This is a genomic window from Niveispirillum fermenti (assembly GCF_052474395.1).
Window position 1 is genome coordinate 1,161,360 of the sequence record NZ_CP156681.1, and the last position, 18,346, is coordinate 1,179,705.

Below are 18,346 nucleotides of genomic sequence, written 5' to 3' on the forward strand. Positions count from 1 at the left end.
ATCCTTGGCCCTTCGCCCTTCCCACCCCCCGGCCCTGCCACCCCAACCGCCGCGCGCGGGACGGATGGCGCCAGGGTTTTCGCCCGGTCACCCAAACGGAGCCTTCATGCCGCCCAGGATCCTGCTCACCCGCCGCTGGCCCGAAGCCGTGGAGACGTATCTGCGCGAGCGGTACGACGTCACTGTCGATCCCGACGACCGGCCGCTGACAGAAGCGGAACTGGTCCGGGCCATGGGTGACTATGACGCCATCTGCCCCACCGTCACCGACCGGATCGGGGCCGCCATCCTGTCCGTGCCCGCCCCGCGCCTGCGGATGCTGGGCAATTACGGGGCGGGGTTCGAGCATATCGATCTTGCGGCGGCGAAGGCGGCGGGCATCATCGTCACCAACACGCCCGATGTGCTGACCGATGCCACGGCCGATCTGGCCATCCTGCTGATGCTGATGGCCAGCCGCCGGGCGGGGGAGGGGGAGCGCGAACTGCGCGCCGGGCGATGGACGGGCTGGCGGCCCACCCACCTGATGGGCCAGGGGCTGGCGGGCAAGCGGCTGGGGCTGGTCGGATTCGGCCGGATCGCCCAGGCCACGGCCGCGCGGGCCCGTGCCTTCGGCCTGTCCATCGCCTATCACAGCCGCCGCCGCGCCGATCCGGCCGTGGAGGCGACGCTGGACGCCGTGCATGTCGGCAGCCTGGAGGAATTGGCGGCCACATCGGACGTGCTGTCGCTGCACTGCCCCGGCGGGCCGGCGACGCGGCATCTGGTCGATGCCGGCCTGCTGGCCCGCATGAAGCCCACATCCATTCTGGTCAACACGGCGCGCGGATCGGTGGTGAAGGAGGATGATCTGGCAGCCGCCCTGAAGGATGGCACCATCGCGGCGGCCGGCCTGGACGTGTTCGAGGGGGAGCCGGCCGTGAACCCGGCCCTGGTCGATCTGCCCAACGCCGTACTGCTGCCGCATCTGGGCAGCGCCACGCGGGAAACCCGCATCGCCATGGGCATGCGCGTGGCGGCCAATCTGGAACGGTTCTTCGCCGGGGAGGTTCCGCATGACCGCGTCGCTTGACCGGGTAGAAGCCCTGCTGCGCACGGCGATGGCGGCCACGGCCCGGCGGCCCTTCGTGCTGGGCATTTGCGGTGCGCAGGGCAGCGGCAAGTCCACGCTGGCCGACGGGCTGGCGGCCCGGCTGATGGCGGCAGGCCTGCGCGTGGCCGTGCTGTCGCTGGACGACCTTTACCTGACCCGGGCGGAGCGGCAGGAACGGGCCCGGGAGGTTCATCCGCTGCTGGCCACGCGCGGTGTGCCCGGCACGCATGATGTGGCCCTGGGGCTGGCGGTGCTGGACGGGCTGGCGCGGCCGGGGCCCGTGCCGCTGCCGCGCTTCGACAAGGCGGCCGATACTAGGGCGGCCGAACCGGTCCTGGTCGACGGCCCGGTCGATGTGGTCCTGTTCGAGGGCTGGTGCGTGGGGGCCTTGCCGCAGGACGCGACGGCCCTGGCCGAACCGGTCAACGACCTGGAACGGACCCACGACGCGGACGGGGGCTGGCGGCGCCATGTGAACGCGGCCCTGGCCGGGGATTACCAGCGCCTGTTCGGTCGGATCGATGCGCTGGTCATGCTGGCCGCCCCTGGCTTCGCCATCGTCCGCGACTGGCGGATCGAGCAGGAGGAAGGCCTGCGCCGCACAATGCGGGCCGAGGGCAGGCCCACCGACACGACGATGAGCGATGAACAGATTGCCGGCTTCATCCAGTTCTATGAACGGCTGACCCGGCATATCCTGGCCGAAATGCCCGGCCGGGCGGATCTGACCCTGCATCTGGATGAAAGGCGGCGGGTTGTCTGACGGGTGCCGGGTGGGCGCGCTCAGTGCGCGCCCCCCTCCAGATAGGCGGCGCGCACCTCCGGATTGGCCAGCAGTTCGGCACCGCCGCCTTCCAGCACCACCAGCCCCTGGGCCAGCACATAGGCGCGGTGGGCCAGCTTCAGCGCATGGTAGGCGTTCTGCTCCACCAGCAGGATGGTCATGCCGCGTGTCCGGTTCAGGTCGGCGATGACATCGAAGATGCGCCGGATGACCAGCGGGGCCAGCCCCAGCGACGGCTCGTCCAGCAGCAGCAGGCGCGGCCGGCTCATCAGCGCGCGTGAGATGGCCAGCATCTGCTGTTCCCCGCCCGACAGGGTGCCCGCCCGCTGGTCCCGCCGTTTGGCCAGGATGGGGAACAGATCCAGGCAATAGGCCACATCCTCGTCGAAATGCGCCGGCTGGCCCAGCGTGGCCCCCAGCTGCAGGTTCTCGAACACGGTCATGCGCGGGAAGATGCGCCGCCCTTCCGGCACCTGGGCGATGCCCAGCTTGGCCGTTTCGTGTGGGGGCAGGTCGTTGATGGTCCGCCCATCGAAGGCGATGGTGCCGGCGGCCGGCCTGGGCTGGCCGCAGATGGTCATCAGCAATGTCGACTTGCCGGCCCCGTTGGCGCCGATCAGGGTGACGATCTCCCCCTGCTCCACACGCACATCGACGCCGCGCAGCGCCTCGATGGGGCCGTAGTTCGTGCGGACCCCCGTCAGTTGCAGCAGGCTCATGCCCGGTCCCCCCCGCTTTCGGTGCCGGCCAGATCGTGGGCGATGGCGGGGGGCAGTTCCTCCTCGTCCGGCTCGCCCAGATAGGCCTTGATCACGCGCTCATCCGTGCGGATCTCGTCGGGCGTGCCCTCGGCGATCTTGCGGCCATACTCGACCACATGGATACGGTCGGAAATGCCCATCACCAGGCTCATGTCATGTTCGATCAGCAGCACGCCGATCCCGAACTCGGCCCGGATGCCCTGCAACAGCTCGCCCAGTGCCGCCGTCTCCCGCGGGTTCAGGCCGGCCGCCGGCTCGTCCAGGCAAAGCAGCTGCGGGTTCGTGTTCATGGCGCGGGCGATCTCCACACGGCGCTGCACGCCGTAGGAAAGATTGCCCGCCTCCTCGTCCGCGACCGGTGACAGGTCCAGCCGGTCGATCCAGAACCGGGCCCGCTCCACGGCAGCCCGTTCCGCCCGGCGCCAGCCCGACAGGCCCAGCAGGCCCGCGATGCCCATGGCCGATTTGCCCATCAGCCCGACATGCTGGGCCACCAGCAGGTTTTCCAGCACCGTCATGCGCGGAAACAGGCGGATATTCTGGAAGGTGCGTACCACACCATGCCGCGCCACCCGGTAACCGGGCAGGGTCTGCAGCGACACGGGCGCCCGGCCGGGCCGGTTCAGGGTCAATTGTCCGGCGGTCGGCCTGTAGAAGCCCGTCAGGCAGTTGAAGATCGTGGTCTTGCCGGCGCCGTTGGGGCCGATCAGGGCCGTGATGCGGTTGGTCTCGGCCGTCAGGTCGACCCCGTCCACGGCCACCAGGCCGCCGAAGCGCATGGTCAGCCCGCTGACCGTCAGCAGGGGGGGAGGCGGAGGCGAAATGCTGGTCATGCTCCGGCTCCCTTCCGGCTGGACAGGCGGATGGTGGGGGCGCGCTGCGACAGCAGCCCACCCGGCCGCCAGACCATGATGGCGATCATGGCCATGCCGAAGACGATCATGCGGAAGTCTGCGAACTCGCGCCCCACCTCGGGCAGCAGCACGATGAACAATGCCGCGATGACCACGCCGATCTGGCTGCCCATGCCGCCCAGCACGACGATGGCCAGGATCAGCGCGCTTTCGATGAAGCCGAAGCTTTCCGGCGACACGAATCCCTGGCGCGCCGCGAAGAAGCAGCCCGCGAAGCCGCCCAGCATGCCGCCGATGGCATAGGCCGACACCTTCGATGCCGTGGGATTGATGCCCAGCGACCGGCAGGCGATCTCATCCTCCCGCAGCGCCTCCCACGCCCGGCCCACGGGCAGCGCCCGCAGCCGGTTGATGGTCCAGGCGGCCACCAGCACCAGGGCCAGTGCGATCAGGTAGAGGAAGATCAGCCGGTGCTCGCTGGAAAAACCGATCCCCGTCACCTCGTGGAAGGAGGCCAGGCCGTCCGGCGGCCGGCGGTCGAACGACATGCCGAACAGGGTGGGCCGCGGGATGCCGGAAACACCGGCGGGCCCACCCGTGAAACCCTGCCAGTTCAGGATCACGATGCGGGTGATCTCTCCGAAGCCCAGCGTCACGATGGCCAGATAATCACCGCGCAGCCGCAGGATGGGCAGCGACAGCAGCACGCCGAACAGGGCCGCGATCAGCCCGGACAGCGGCAGGCAGGTCCAGAAACCCAGCCCCAGCCCTGTGGACAACAGGGCGAAGGAATAGGCGCCGATGGCATAGAAGGCCACGAAGCCCAGATCCAGCAGCCCGGCCAGCCCCACCGTGACGTTCAACCCCATGCCCAGCAGCACATAGATCAGCACCGTGGTGCCCAGATCCATGATGTAGCGGTCGGAAAAGGGCATGAAGGGCAGGGTGACGGCGAAAAGCGCAATGCCGAAGCCGAAGCCCCGCGCCAGCTTGGCGACCAGCGCATCCCGCGCCTTGGTGCCGGCGCCGGCGCCCGTGGCCGGGCCTGGCCGGCTTTTGCGGCGGGCGGCCAGTGCGTCGCGGGCCAGGCCCAGCAGGAAGCGGCCGGCCAGCACGGCCAGCCCGGCCCAGCCGACCCATGCCCAGCGGGTCTGCACCACCAGCCCCTGATCGGTGGAAACCGTGTACAGCCCGATGAAGGGCACGGCCAGGACCATGGCCAGCAGGGCGGCAACGATGCTGTCCCTTGCGTGCGTGTCAATCCGGAAGAGTGTGGTCATGGTCTCACACCTTCTCGATATCGGGGCGGCCCAGCAGGCCCGTGGGCCGGAAGACCAGCACCAGGATCAGCACGGAGAAGGAGGCGACATCCTTGTAGGCACCGGAGATGTAACCGGTGAACAGCGCCTCGATCAGGCCGATCAGCAAGCCGCCCAGCATGGCGCCGGGCAGGCTGCCGATGCCGCCCAGCACGGCAGCCGTGAAGGCCTTCATCCCGGCCAGGAAGCCGATATAGAAATCGATCACCCCGTAATACATGGTGACCAGCACGCCGGCCACGGCGGCCAGTGCTGCCCCCATGACGAAGGTCAGGCTGATGGTCCGGTCGACATTGATGCCCAGCAGGCCGGCCATGGTGCGGTCCTGCTCGCATGCCCGCTGGGCACGGCCCAGGGCGGTGCGGCCGATCAACTGGGTGAAGCCCACCATCAGGGTGACGGTCAGCAGAATGATGAAAAGCTGGATATAGGAGATATTGACGGCGAACCCGTCCCCCTGCCACAGGGTGACGCCGCCATTCATGACGGGGGCCAGCGGCTTGGGCCGTGCGCCCTGCGTCTGCATCACATAGTTTTGCAAAAGGATCGACATGCCGATGGCGCTGATCAGCGGCGCCAGCTTGGGCGCCCCGCGCAGGGGCCGGTAGGCGACCCGCTCCACCGTCCAGCCATAGGCGGCGGTGAAGGCGATGGCGATCAGCAGCACCAGCAGCAGCGCCAGGGGCACCGATGTCACCCCGGCACCCGCCAGGATGGAGAAGGTGGTGACCGCCACGAAGGCGCCGATCATATAAATCTCGCCATGGGCGAAATTGATCATGCGGATGATGCCGTAGACCATCGTGTAGCCGATGGCGATCAACCCATAAATGGACCCCAAGGCCAGCCCATTGATGAGGAATTGGAGAAACGTCCCCAGTGCCGATGCGTCCATATGTCCCCGTCCGATCACGCCCGCCGCCCCTTTCTTGTCCCCGTGGGGGCTTGGCTGGCGAAGGTTGCGCAACGGTAACGGACCCCAAGCCCCGCATCAAGCCCGCGGAGGCCTTGTTTTGGTTGGGTTTAGGTGTGTTTTTTGCCGCCGGGGACCTATGCAGGTAGTACGTGATCTACAGTAATGCACATAGTAGTTAAAAAGTTGCTTATGTTTCCGCCTCACCAGTGCTATTCTGGCGGTCCAGCCAGCCGCGATATCGGGGGGGGCGGGAAAGCCCTTCGTCCGTGGTTCCACGGCCTTCTACGAGGAAACTGCCAGATGACAACGATCACCCTGACCGAGGATACAATCCTCTCGGCCGGCACATACACGGATACGGATTTCGTGTTGAATGGTCACAAGCTGACCATCGGGCCGGGGGTAACCCTGGAAGGCGGCAGCATCGCCCAGGGTGACGTCCGCATTGCCGGCACGGCGGAAGACCCGGTTCGCCTGGTCGATGTCGAGATCACCAGTTGGGCCTATGCTGCCTCGCCGCTGGATGTGTCACACGCGATCTTCGAAGGCGGAACCATCAGCAGGGCTATCGGTGGCGGTGCCGCGTCGATCACCAATTCGGTGTTCATCGACACCATCTTCTACAGCCGGACGGGCGGTGTTCTCTCCATCGACGCGACGGAAAATGACGTCGTCCTGCACAACAACGCCTTCATCCGCAGCTATCCGATACAAATCCTGGGTGGCACCGCGTCCAGTTCCGTCAGCATCACCGACAACCTGTTCCTGGAACCCTTCAATGGCCGGATGCTGTCCATCGGGTCCAATGGAGAGGTCGATATCGCCGGAAACAATTTCTATGCCGATGTCGCGATCAACTTCCAGACATTGGCGCACATCGCCAATGCACGGAACAATTACTACGGCACGGATGATCCGGCCGCGATCAGGGGGCAATACCAGTTCCAATATCAGCCCTTGCCGGGCGATGTTGATGTTTCCGGCTTCCTGACGGAACCCAATCCCGATGCCGATGCCTTCGCGCTGCCGACCGTCGCCCTTTCGGTTGCCGATGTGGTCGAAGGGGATGCGGGTCAGGTCTTCACGCCGGTCATTGTCAGCCTGTCGTCGGCCGTTCCCTATGCCGTGACGCTGACTTACCATATGGCGGGCATCACGGCGACGGACGGGGTCGATTACCAGCCACAGGGCGGTGTCATGACCATTCCCGCCGGTCAGACCTCTGTCACCTTGTCCGTGGCCGTCCATGGCGACCTTGTTCCGGAAGGGCCGGAGACATTCAAGGTCGAGCTGTCGGGCCTGAAGGGCGCCCTGTTTGAAAACGGGGAGGACCAGCTCAGCGGCACGGTCACCATCATCGATGACGACGCCGACAACCTGATCCAGGGCACCGGCGGCGACGATCTGCTGACGGGCACCGACGGGCCCGAATTCATCCGCGGCGGTGCGGGCAATGACACGATCCAGGGCAATGGCGGGGATGACATCATCACCGGCGGGGCCGGGAATGACCGGATCGATGGCGGCCGGGGCGTGGATGCCGCCATCTATAGCGGCCAGCGCGACCAGTATACGCTGACCCATCAGGGGCATGGCGTGCTGGAAGTACGTGACGACCGCGCCGGTTCACCGGACGGCACCGATCTGGTCAGCAATGTGGAGGTGCTGGTCTTCGACCGCACGGCCCATTTCACGGTTCTGATGCAGGCGGTGGAGCGGTATGACGAACAGGCCTATCTTGCCTTCAACCCCGATGTGGCCGCCGCCGTGGAGGCGGGGATCTTCGTCAATGGCTATGACCATTGGACCCGGTTCGGGATCAATGAAGGCCGGATGGAAATCAACCTGGTGGACGAGACCTTCTATCGCAACCAGAATCCCGACGTCGCGGAGGCGATTTCCAACGGCTATATCAGCAGCGGGCGGGAGCATTGGGAGGCATTCGGCCGGTATGAAGGGCGGGCGCCCAACATCCTGTTCAATGCGGATTATTACCTGGCGACCCATGCCGACCTGACGGCGGCCTTCGGCACCGACGCGCGGGCGGCACTGTCCCACTGGCTGCATTTCGGCATCGATGAAGGGCGGGATGCCAGCGCCTGGTTCGACAGTCAGGCCTATCGCGCGGCCAACCCGGATCTGGCGGCCACCGACCTCAGCATGGTCGAGCATTTCCTGATCTTCGGCTACCGCGAGGGGCGTGCCGCCACCGTGGATGCCGATTGGCTGGGCCTGGCCTGACGGGGGCTGGCCGGATTGGCCGCCGTGGCAGGCGGGGGAAGTCCCCACACCACGGCGGTCGCGGCTTATTGCAGGCTGAGCGGTTCCATATCGTGCTGGCGCACCGTGGCGAAGGCCACGTCCTGCCGGTCCACGAAGGTCAGCATGGTGCCGTCGGCCGCATGGATGGCAAAGCCGGTACGGCCTTCCTGCTCTGCCGGTTTCACATAGGCCAGATCGTTCACGCCGAAGGCCGCGAAATCCTTGGGGCTCAACCGCCGCAGGTACTGGATGGTCGGGTTCATGTCGGCCACTGCTCCGGATACGCTTGGTATTCCCCCCTGGCGGGACGGGAACGGCTGTTCCTTCCATTAAGGCGACCAAGCGTTGAAATATGGTTTACGGCGCAAAAATCCCGGGCCGTCATTCGCCCCGCTTCTGGGCCGCCACGGGGTCGGGCGACACATCGATGGTGCGGGGGCGCTGGCCTTCGCCATTCTCGCCGCCGGCGGTGCCGATCTTGATGGTCCGCACCTTGGGTTCCGGGATGGGCCGGCGCAGGTCGACATGCAGCAGGCCGTTATCCATGTTGCAGCCCACCACCTCGATCCCGTCGGCCAGCACGAAGCTGCGCTGGAACTGGCGGGCGGCGATGCCGCGATGCAGGTACAGCCGGTTCTTGTCGTCCGTCTGCTTGCCACGGATGACAAGCTGGTTGTCCTCCATCTGCACCTGCAGGTCGTCGGCCGTGAAACCGGCCACGGCCAGCGTGATGCGCAGCCCGTCTTCCGCCGTCTGTTCGATATTGTAGGGCGGATAGCCCTCGTTGGCGTTCTTGGCGATACGGTCAAGCGTGCGTTCGAACTGGTCGAAGCCCAGCAGGAACGGGCTGTTGAACAGCGACAGGCGGGTCGTCACGTTGCAGGTCCCCTCTTGATCGAGCTGGTCCGGGGTCATCCCCGTCGGTGCAGCCGGCCCGTAAAAGGCACCGTCCGCAACCTTCATCGACCTTAGATGGGTATTGCGCGCCGTCGATCAAGGCAAGGGACTTTCATCGGCGCCTGCCGGACCGGTTCGGAACCCCGGCCGGGTGCCATCCCCAGAATCTGTGGATAAGTCTGTGGGTGCGGGTGATTCGCGCCTTGGCATCGGGTGGAGTCCCGGAAATGACTAAAAATTAGGCAGAAATTCGACAAGGCCGTTTTTGACGGCCACCCCCCTGCCAGGGTTGCGGCAACGGGTCTTGCCAGCGGTGGCCGGGGCCTGCCGGGCGCGCTGCACGTCGCCCTCCATGGGCGGCAGCGGCAGGGTGACCCATGCGCGGCCTTGACCCGGCAGGGTAAAAGCGGGTCCCCTGTTTCCTTCGGACACGCATAATAAACGGGTAGCCGTTCCATGATCTCTCGCCGACATCTTCTGGCCCTTGGCGGTGGCACCGCCGCGCTGGCCCTCCTGCCCCTGCCCGCCCTGGCCGGGGAGGGTGAGGGCACCGCCGACGCGGCGCTTTATGCCTTCTTCGCCGAATGTTTCGAACGCGATGTGGCGGCCCGTCCGCTGCGCGCCATGCAGCTTGGGCGCAAAACCGGCTATGACCAGCTCGATGATATCAGCGAGGCGCGGGCCAGTGCCGACAGGGAGCAGGTGCGAGCCGACCTGGCGCGGCTGGCCCGCGATTTTCCCGACGCACAATTGTCGCCGACCGCCCGCCTCTATGCCCGGCTGTTCCGGGAACGGGGACAGGACGCCATCGATGATTTCCGCTGGCGCCACCATCAATATCCGCTGACCCTGGTCGGCGGGCCGCATACGAACCTGCCCGTGCAGCTCATCAACCAGCACAAGGTGGAAAGCCGGTCGGATGCGCAGGCCTATATCGCGCGCCTGCGGCAATTCCCGCGCTATTTCGGGCAGTTGCTGGAACGGCTGCGCCTGGCGGAGCAGGCGGGCATCCTGCCGCCGCGCTATTTCTTCCCCGACCTGATCGCCACCTGCCGCAACCAGATCACGGGCCGGCCGTTCCAGGCCGATGCCGCGGCGGAAGCCCCGCTTTACGCCGATATCCGCACCAAGATCGAAAAGCTGGCCCTGCCCGCGGAAGAGGGGGCCGACCTGACGGCCGCGGCACAGGATGCCATGCTGACCGGCGTGGCGCCGGCCTATCGGGCGCTGATCACCTGGCTGCAGGAAGCGGCCCCGCGGTCCAACCCGGATCATGGCGCCTGGCGCCTGCCCGAAGGCCAGGCCTTCTATGCTTCCTGCCTGAAGCGCTGGACCTCCCTGCCGCTGACGGCGGCGGAGGTGCATCAAACCGGCCTGGCGGAGGTGAAGCGTATCCATGGGGAAATCCACGCCATCATGCGCCAGGTGAATTTCACGGGCAGCCTGCAGGATTTCTTCGACCATACGCGCAAGGAGGACCGGTTCTATTTCCCGGATACGCCGGAGGGGCGGGAAGCCTATCTGCGCCAGGCCTTGGAATATACCGATGCCATCCGGGCAAGGCTGGACGATGTCTTCAACCTGAAGCCGAAGGCCCCCATGGAGGTGCGGGCCGTGGAGGCGTTCCGCGAGAAATCCACCCCCGGCGCCTTCTACAACGCACCCTCGCCCGACGGGTCGCGGCCCGGCATCTTCTATGCCAACCTGTCCAATATCCGCGCCCGGCCGCGCTATGGGCTGGAAACCCTGACCTATCACGAGGGCATTCCCGGCCATCACATGCAGGTGGCCATCGCCCAGGAACTGCCCGGCGTGCCCGATTTCCAGAAATTCGGCGGCGGCTATTCCGCCTATGGCGAGGGCTGGGCGCTTTATGCGGAACTGCTGGGCAAGGAGATGGGCTTCTTCCAGGACCCCTACAGCGATTTCGGCCGCCTGAGCGCCGAATTGTGGCGGGCTGTGCGGCTGGTGGTCGATACCGGCCTGCATGCCAAGCGCTGGGACCGGCAGCAGGCCATCGATTATTTCGTCGCGAACACGCCGATGGAGACGGGCGGGGCCGCGCGGGAGGTCGACCGCTATATCGGCTGGCCGGGCCAGGCCACCAGCTACAAGATCGGCATGATCAAGATCCTGGAGCTGCGGGAAGCCGCCCGCAGGCGCATGGGCGACCGGTTCGACATACGCGGCTTCCATGACGCGGTGCTGCGCAATGGCCGCCTGCCCCTGCCGCTTCTGGCGGAGCAGGTTGAGGCTTGGTCCAAGTCCTGAAAGGGGTATAATGGGATAATCGGCCTGGATGGCGGGGATTGTTTGATGGTTTCATCAAATCCCTTTCGCCTCCAGGTCCGATAACCGCCAGAGGAACGGGCGGGTTGGGTCTATGGTCGGGGCTGTTTCCTTGCCCCTTTGGCCTTTTGCCCCCCCCGTCCGGAGGCTTTGCGATGCGACTGACCCTTTCCACCCTTTCCACCCCCATCGGCACGGCCCTGATCGTCACCGATGGGGAAGGCACCCTGCGCGCCCTGGATTTCGAGGATTACCGACCCCGCATGGACCGGCTGCTGCGCCGGCATTACGGGATGGTCGACCTGGGCGACGGCCCCGTGCCCTCGCCCGTGCGCCAGGCGCTGGAGGCCTATTTCGGCGGGAACCTGACGGCCGTCGATGCCCTGCCCACGGCCACCAATGGCACGGATTTCCAGCGGCGCGTCTGGTCGGAACTGCGCCATGTGCCGGCGGGACAGGCGGTCAGCTATGGCGCGATGTCGGTCCGCGTCGGCCGGCCCCGGGCGGTACGGGCCATGGGTCTGGCCAACGGGGCCAATCCCATCGCCATCGTCGTGCCCTGCCACCGCGTCATCGGGGCCGACGGGTCGCTGACCGGCTATGGCGGCGGCCTGCACCGCAAGGAATGGCTGCTGCGTCACGAGGGTGCGCGATAGCCGCCCCGGTCGGGGCCGTGCGAACGGACGCGGCGGCCGGGGCCCTGAGGGGACACGCCATCAGGGTGCGCGCCATCAGGGTGCGCGCCATGAGGGTGCGCCATGGCAGCATCCGGGCCGGGCGGCCTTGACAGACGGGGCCGGTCTGGCGCCCATAGGCGCCATCATGCCCCGCGACACCGCCCCCCGTCCCAAGACCCTTCGCCATGTCCGCGATCTGGCCGATCGCGGGCTGGCCGATGCCGCCGGCCTGCCGGTGCTGGAACAGGTCGCCGCGCAGTTCGCCGTGGCCGTCACGCCGGCCATGACCGACCTGATCGACCCGGCCGACCCGAACGACCCCGTGGCGCGGCAGTTCCTGCCCGATCCGCGCGAACTGGACATCCAGGAAACGGAACTGGCCGATCCGATCGGCGATGATCCCTTCACGCCCGTGAAGGGCATCGTGCATCGCTACAGGGACCGGGTGCTGCTGAAGCCGGTCCATGCCTGCCCCGTCTATTGCCGCTTCTGTTTCCGGCGCGAAATGGTGGGGCCGGGGGCCGACGCGCTGACCGCAGACGAACTGGACCGGGCCATCGCCTATATCGCGGGGAATGCGGAGATATGGGAGGTGATCCTGACGGGCGGCGATCCCATGATCCTGTCCCCCCGCCGCATGGGGGCGATCATCGCCCGGCTGAACGCCATCCCGCATCTGGGCAGCATCCGCATCCATACCCGCGTGCCCCTGGTCGATCCGGTGCGGGTGGATGCGGACATGGTGGCGGCGCTGAAGGGCGGGCGCATCCCCACCTGGGTCGTGCTGCATTCCAATCATTGGAAGGAATTTGCCGAGGATGGGCGGGCCGCCGTGGCGCGGCTGGTCGATGCCGGCATCCCCATGCTGGGTCAGACGGTGCTGATGCGCGACATCAATGACGATGCGGACACGCTGGCCCGCACCTTCCGCACCATGGTGACCAACCGCATCAAGCCCTATCATCTGAACCATGGCGACCTGGCCAAGGGCACCTCGCATTTCCGCACCAGCGTGGCGGCAGGCCGGACGCTGGTCAAGGCGCTGCGCGGCGACCTGTCGGGCATCTGCCAGCCGACCTACATCCTGGATATTCCCGGCGGGCACGGAAAGGTGCCGCTGGGCGCCGCCTATCTGATGCCGGCCGCCGGCGCGCGCGCCGGGGGTGCGGACGGGACGGCGGATGGGAAGGCGGATGGGGCTGGGGAGGAAGACGGGGCCGCAGCGGGGCCGGAAGACTGGCTGGTGGAAGACCCGCACGGCCACCGGCACCATTACCGGGGATAGGCGGGCGCGCCGGCAGTGCGGTGCAGGCCCGCATCCCCCCATCTGCACTTGCCATCGGCCCTAAAACGCGGCACCAAACGGTCCCTGCCGCCTGTCGCCCGTGGGAGCATCGATCCATGACCGCCACCAATGTCCATTCCACCGATGTCGTCATCATCGGCGCCGGCCCCGTGGGCCTGTTCGCCATCTTCGAATGCGGCATGCTGAAGCTGCGCACCCATGTCGTGGATGCGCTGGACATGGTGGGCGGGCAGTGTGCGGCGCTGTACCCGGAAAAGCCCATCTACGACATTCCGGCCCATCCGGCCATCGACGGGGCCGATCTGGTCGACCGGCTGGCCGAGCAGGCGGCCCCCTTCAACCCCACCTACCATCTGGGCCAGCAGGTGACGACCGTCGAGAAGACTGCCGGCGGCTGGCGGGTGGGCACGGACAAGGGCACGGTGATCGACGCGCGCGCCGTGATCATCGCGGCCGGCGTCGGCGCCTTCGGCCCCAACAAGCCGCCGCTGGACGGGCTGGAAACCTATGAGGGCACGGGTGTGTTCTATATGGTGAAGCGGCGCCAGGATTTCGCGGGCCGGCGCGTTGTCATCGCTGGCGGCGGCGACAGCGCCGTCGACTGGGCCAACAGCCTGGCGGAGGTGGCGGCCCATGTCATGGTCGTGCATCGCCGGCCGAAATTCCGCGCCGCCCCGGAAAGCGTGTCCCGCCTGGATGCGCTGGTGAAGCAGGGGCGGGTGGAAATGGTCGTGCCCTATCAGCTTTCGGGCCTGGAAGGGACGGAAGGCCGCCTGACCGGCGTGCGCGTGGCTGACCTGGACAATCATGAAAAGGTGCTGGACGCCGATGTGCTGCTGCCCTTCTTCGGGCTGGCCATGAATCTCGGCCCCATCGCCGATTGGGGCCTGGACATGGAAAAGGGTCATATCCTGGTGGACCAGCGCACCCAGGCCACCAGTGCCGCCGGCATCTTCGCCATTGGTGACATCGCCCATTATCCGGGCAAGCTGAAGCTGATCCTCTGCGGCTTCGCCGAAGCGGCCATGGCGGCCCACGCCATCCATCCGCTGGTCCATCCCGACCAGGCGCTGCATTTCGAATATTCCACCAGCAAGGGCGTGCCGGGCGCCTGACGGAACGCCGCCTGGGGCTTGCCGCAAGGGGGCCATGGCCCTGCGCTGCCGGTTTGCCGATGATGGGGCCGGTGGTGCCGGGCCATCCGTTGCCCTCCCTCCCCACCGGGGGCACGCGGGGACCCGCCGCCGCCGGGCCTGCCCGCCGATGCCCCGGCCCCTGACCCCCGCCCGCCAGGGGGACGGGGTTTAAGGAAAGGCGGGGGGAAGAAACCGGCAAGGGTCGGATGCGGCGCCCTTGGTCGCCGTTGGTCATTATGGTACTGAATATCCTGATATCCAAATCAGGCGGTACCGGCGCCATGCCGGGCGGTTTGCCGCCTCTTCTGCGAGCGGCTCGATACCCCGGCAAATCCCGGGACCCGCTCGCAGAAGGCCAAGTGCTTGGAATCGCCTGATTTCTTGGACATGGTGAATCCATTGAAACCGGTCTGGCCGCCTTCTGCCGCCCCTTTCACGGACCCGCTCGCAAAAGCGGCAACTTTCCTTTATCCTCCAAAGGCCTCCCCAGGGGGGCCTTTCCCCGGCTGAAAAGCCGGGGCCTCATTGAAGCCAGCACGGCCAGCGTGCCGGTGGCGGCAAAGTTGATCTGCTTTCCCCGGCTGAAAAGCCGGGGCCTCATTGAAGCTTTGGGAGTAATGTTCATGAATAATCTTCCGAAACTGACCTTTCCCCGGCTGAAAAGCCGGGGCCTCATTGAAGCCTCTGATTGGCAAATCACCAGACTAAACGACGACATAGACTTTCCCCGGCTGAAAAGCCGGGGCCTCATTGAAGCACTGGCCGGGTGCGCAATGCACTATGCGCGTAAAGGAGCTTTCCCCGGCTGAAAAGCCGGGGCCTCATTGAAGCAACGTAGTTTGAGTGTCGCGGAACGGCGGTCTTGGCAAGCTTTCCCCGGCTGAAAAGCCGGGGCCTCATTGAAGCGAGGGAGGCGCAGAAACAGAGGTTAGAGTTCAACGACTTTCCCCGGCTGAAAAGCCGGGGCCTCATTGAAGCCCGGCCGGCCCTGTCCCGGCGCCTCAATGGCAGCTACAGCAACTTTCCCCGGCTGAAAAGCCGGGGCCTCATTGAAGCAGCCATGCTGTGCGCGTTGGGCGTCAAGCGCTGGAACCTTTCCCCGGCTGAAAAGCCGGGGCCTCATTGAAGCATGTTGGCCGACAGATAGTCGTCAGAGACGTTGGTGCCCTTTCCCCGGCTGAAAAGCCGGGGCCTCATTGAAGCAGGTTCGGGATGCCGAGGGTCAACTGGACCGCGACGGCATCTTTCCCCGGCTGAAAAGCCGGGGCCTCATTGAAGCTACGGAACGAGAGAGCCTTGGCGGCCCTGACCGCAGAACTTTCCCCGGCTGAAAAGCCGGGGCCTCATTGAAGCTTCTTGGCCTTGATGGTGTCCTGACGATCCCTTTGACGACTTTCCCCGGCTGAAAAGCCGGGGCCTCATTGAAGCAGCCGGGCCTCCCCGATATCGTGTCCGATGGACGCGAACAGCTTTCCCCGGCTGAAAAGCCGGGGCCTCATTGAAGCCTGCGGTGTCTAGTGCAGTATCCAATTTGTTGATTGCAGCCTTTCCCCGGCTGAAAAGCCGGGGCCTCATTGAAGCACCATTTCGGACACAATGGGTTCGACCGATTTAAGATCCTTTCCCCGGCTGAAAAGCCGGGGCCTCATTGAAGCGCCCCGTACATCGCTGAAGATATTCTTGATTGGTCCTTCTTTCCCCGGCTGAAAAGCCGGGGCCTCATTGAAGCCGGTGATTGGTCGCATGTTCATGGCGACACGTCGCTTACACTTTCCCCGGCTGAAAAGCCGGGGCCTCATTGAAGCGCAAATTATTTTGCTCTGCCATGGTCGTCGCTAGCTCCTTTCCCCGGCTGAAAAGCCGGGGCCTCATTGAAGCATCGTCGGTCAGACGATTCTGCCCAGCCAGGATGTCGATCTTTCCCCGGCTGAAAAGCCGGGGCCTCATTGAAGCGCAGATGACCACTTAGGCGCCGTTTGCGAAGGATGCCCTTTCCCCGGCTGAAAAGCCGGGGCCTCATTGAAGCAGGATTGCACCCGTCAGAAAGGTCATTGCCGCATCGACTTTCCCCGGCTGAAAAGCCGGGGCCTCATTGAAGCTCTTGGAACCGGTCTTGGCGTCACTGGGAAAACTGACCCTTTCCCCGGCTGAAAAGCCGGGGCCTCATTGAAGCATGGCCGCCGCCGCCGCGCTGATGTGGGCGCCTTCGCGCACTTTCCCCGGCTGAAAAGCCGGGGCCTCATTGAAGCCTTTTGTAGCCCGCTTGGCGGAACGGTAGACGCCACAGACTTTCCCCGGCTGAAAAGCCGGGGCCTCATTGAAGCGGGGAACGCGCGGCCCTACGGTGCGCAACTCCCCTCTTTCCCCGGCTGAAAAGCCGGGGCCTCATTGAAGCAGGCCAAGACCATCAACGAGGACCCGGACCCCGAGATCCTTTCCCCGGCTGAAAAGCCGGGGCCTCATTGAAGCGTCACATAGACCCGCCCGTTCAGGGCGAACACAGCATTCTTTCCCCGGCTGAAAAGCCGGGGCCTCATTGAAGCCGGAGCCGGGGCAAACAACGCCGATCGACGCCCAGGCCCTGCTTTCCCCGGCTGAAAAGCCGGGGCCTCATTGAAGCCTGCCGCCCGGCGGCCTGTCGCAGTCGCCCTATGGCCTTTCCCCGGCTGAAAAGCCGGGGCCTCATTGAAGCTGCACGTCCGTCCGTGACCTTGCTGTCGCGTGGCAGTCTTTCCCCGGCTGAAAAGCCGGGGCCTCATTGAAGCAACTCCTTCCCGAACACGGGCAGACCGCGCTGGCTGTAGCTTTCCCCGGCTGAAAAGCCGGGGCCTCATTGAAGCATGCGGCAATCATCGCGCTCACTCGCTAGGGCTTGCGCTCTTTCCCCGGCTGAAAAGCCGGGGCCTCATTGAAGCAAGGGGGCGGATTTCAATTCCGCCTCGATGGTCCGCCACTTTCCCCGGCTGAAAAGCCGGGGCCTCATTGAAGCCCGGTATTCAGCAGGTCAGCGATGGCCTGATCCGCCTTCCCCCGCCTTACAAAGCCGGGGGAGGGCGGGTGTGTGGCGGTCGGGTGTGGCCCCGTGCTGCTTATCGGGTGGTGGCGGCGACGGGTTGTTGCCAGCCGGCGCTGGCCAGTTCGCGTTCGGCCTGGACGAAGCCATAGGCGGGGACGATCTCGCCCGTCCGGTCGGTGATGGCGGGCAGGCTGGTGGCCACCTGTTCGCCCGCCCCGGCCCCGGCGCCGACATGCAGGCCCGTGGTCAGGGTGATGTTGGCGGCGGCGAAATGGCCGGCGCCGGCGCACAGGATCATGCGGGTGGGCGCGTCGTCGCCGGTCAGCGCCAGCAGGCCGGGGCTGACCAGGGCGGGGTCCAGCCTTTGCAGGCTGTCATCCGACAGCACGCCGTGCGTCATCTGCGTGGCGGCCGTGGGGGCCAGGCAGTTGACACGGATACCGTGCTTTTCCCCCTCGATCGCCAGGGTCTGCATCAGGCCGACCAGCGCCATCTTGGCAGCACCGTAATTGGCCTGCCCGAAATTGCCGTACAGGCCGGAAGAGGATGTGGTCATCACGATGCGGCCATGGCGCTGCGCCCGCATGATCTCCCACACCGCCTTGGTGCAGATCACCGCCCCCATCAGATGGACATCGACCACCAGACGGAAATCGTCCAGTTCCATCTTGGTGAAGCTCTTGTCGCGCAGGATGCCGGCATTGTTCACCAGGATGTCGATACGGCCCCATTGCGCCATCACTTGCCGCACCAGCGCCGCGACGGCCTGTTCGTCGGTCACCGACGCCGCGATGGCCAGCGCCTCGCCACCCGCCGCGCGGATTTCCGCGGCCACGGCATCGGCCGCCGCCTGCTGCACATCATTGACGACAAGCCTGGCGCCCTGACGCGCCAGGAACAGCGCATGCTGGCGGCCCAGCCCGCCGCCGGCCCCCGTGACGATGGCAATACGGTCTTGCAGTGACATTGCTGATCCTTCCTCCCGGTTCCGATGACCGCCTGTATAAGGCAGTCTTGATTTACTCACAAGTTAGTG

14 protein-coding genes and 1 CRISPR repeat array are annotated in these 18,346 nt (G+C 66.0%); of the genes, 7 read left to right on the forward strand and 7 right to left on the reverse strand.

Translation table 11 applies throughout. The features are described 5' to 3' along the window. The first annotated feature begins 106 nt into the window (after window positions 1-106). A complete protein-coding gene (locus tag ABC728_RS16855) occupies window positions 107-1,072 on the forward strand; it encodes a 2-hydroxyacid dehydrogenase (RefSeq protein ID WP_416621741.1) in 966 nt (321 codons plus the stop codon). Then, on the forward strand, window positions 1,056-1,856 hold the full coding sequence (locus ABC728_RS16860; RefSeq protein WP_416621740.1) for a hypothetical protein: 801 nt from the start codon (window positions 1,056-1,058) through the stop codon (window positions 1,854-1,856). The genes ABC728_RS16855 and ABC728_RS16860 overlap by 17 nt, the downstream gene beginning before the upstream one ends. Window positions 1,857-1,876: 20 nt before the next feature. On the opposite strand, the gene ABC728_RS16865 is transcribed toward ABC728_RS16860, so the two are convergent. Genes ABC728_RS16865 through ABC728_RS16880 form a run of 4 tightly spaced genes read right to left on the reverse strand, consistent with a single transcriptional unit; the run spans window position 1,877 to window position 5,691 of the window. Then, a complete protein-coding gene (locus ABC728_RS16865) occupies window positions 1,877-2,590 on the reverse strand; it encodes an ABC transporter ATP-binding protein (protein WP_416621752.1) in 714 nt (237 codons plus the stop codon). Window positions 2,591-2,592: 2 nt separating this feature from the next. Beyond that, entirely contained in the window at window positions 2,593-3,471 is an 879-nt protein-coding gene (gene livG, locus ABC728_RS16870) for a high-affinity branched-chain amino acid ABC transporter ATP-binding protein LivG (protein ID WP_416621739.1), read from the reverse strand. Continuing rightward, window positions 3,468-4,772 (reverse strand): high-affinity branched-chain amino acid ABC transporter permease LivM, encoded by a 1,305-nt coding sequence (livM, locus tag ABC728_RS16875; protein WP_416621738.1) that lies wholly within the window; start codon window positions 4,770-4,772, stop codon window positions 3,468-3,470. Before livM ends, livG begins: the two co-directional genes overlap by 4 nt. Before the next feature lie 4 nt (window positions 4,773-4,776). Further along, on the reverse strand, window positions 4,777-5,691 hold the full coding sequence (locus ABC728_RS16880) for an ABC transporter permease subunit (RefSeq protein WP_445376650.1): 915 nt from the start codon (window positions 5,689-5,691) through the stop codon (window positions 4,777-4,779). Window positions 5,692-6,027: 336 nt separating this feature from the next. Here ABC728_RS16880 and ABC728_RS16885 point away from each other — a divergent pair, with 336 nt between their 5' ends. Next, complete coding sequence (locus ABC728_RS16885; RefSeq protein ID WP_445376619.1) at window positions 6,028-7,968, forward strand: Calx-beta domain-containing protein; 1,941 nt, start codon at window positions 6,028-6,030, stop codon at window positions 7,966-7,968. Window positions 7,969-8,033: 65 nt separating this feature from the next. On the opposite strand, the gene ABC728_RS16890 is transcribed toward ABC728_RS16885, so the two are convergent. Further along, window positions 8,034-8,252 carry a DUF1150 family protein gene (locus tag ABC728_RS16890; protein ID WP_416621735.1) on the reverse strand — a complete coding sequence of 73 codons (219 nt, stop codon included), beginning with the start codon at window positions 8,250-8,252 and terminating at the stop codon, window positions 8,034-8,036. Between the two features lie 118 nt (window positions 8,253-8,370). Then, complete coding sequence (locus tag ABC728_RS16895) at window positions 8,371-8,865, reverse strand: Hsp20 family protein (RefSeq protein WP_416621734.1); 495 nt, start codon at window positions 8,863-8,865, stop codon at window positions 8,371-8,373. Between the two features lie 477 nt (window positions 8,866-9,342). Here ABC728_RS16895 and ABC728_RS16900 point away from each other — a divergent pair, with 477 nt between their 5' ends. The 4 genes from ABC728_RS16900 to ABC728_RS16915 all read left to right on the forward strand — a co-directional run bounded on the left by ABC728_RS16900 (window position 9,343) and on the right by ABC728_RS16915 (window position 14,273). Further along, window positions 9,343-11,157, forward strand: a complete 1,815-nt coding sequence (locus ABC728_RS16900) for a DUF885 domain-containing protein (RefSeq protein WP_416621733.1) — start codon at window positions 9,343-9,345, stop codon at window positions 11,155-11,157. A gap of 173 nt (window positions 11,158-11,330) precedes the next feature. Beyond that, a complete protein-coding gene (locus ABC728_RS16905) occupies window positions 11,331-11,831 on the forward strand; it encodes a methylated-DNA--[protein]-cysteine S-methyltransferase (RefSeq protein WP_416621732.1) in 501 nt (166 codons plus the stop codon). A gap of 166 nt (window positions 11,832-11,997) precedes the next feature. Further along, on the forward strand, window positions 11,998-13,137 hold the full coding sequence (locus ABC728_RS16910) for a lysine-2,3-aminomutase-like protein (protein ID WP_416621731.1): 1,140 nt from the start codon (window positions 11,998-12,000) through the stop codon (window positions 13,135-13,137). Window positions 13,138-13,253: 116 nt separating this feature from the next. Then, complete coding sequence (locus ABC728_RS16915) at window positions 13,254-14,273, forward strand: NAD(P)/FAD-dependent oxidoreductase (protein WP_416621730.1); 1,020 nt, start codon at window positions 13,254-13,256, stop codon at window positions 14,271-14,273. A gap of 517 nt (window positions 14,274-14,790) precedes the next feature. Then, window positions 14,791-17,283: a CRISPR direct-repeat array (repeat unit 36 nt; unit sequence CTTTCCCCGGCTGAAAAGCCGGGGCCTCATTGAAGC). A 100-nt stretch (window positions 17,284-17,383) separates the two neighbouring features. On the opposite strand, the gene ABC728_RS16920 is transcribed toward ABC728_RS16915, so the two are convergent. Next, window positions 17,384-18,277, reverse strand: a complete 894-nt coding sequence (locus ABC728_RS16920; RefSeq protein ID WP_416621729.1) for an SDR family NAD(P)-dependent oxidoreductase — start codon at window positions 18,275-18,277, stop codon at window positions 17,384-17,386. Window positions 18,278-18,346: the final 69 nt, after the last annotated feature.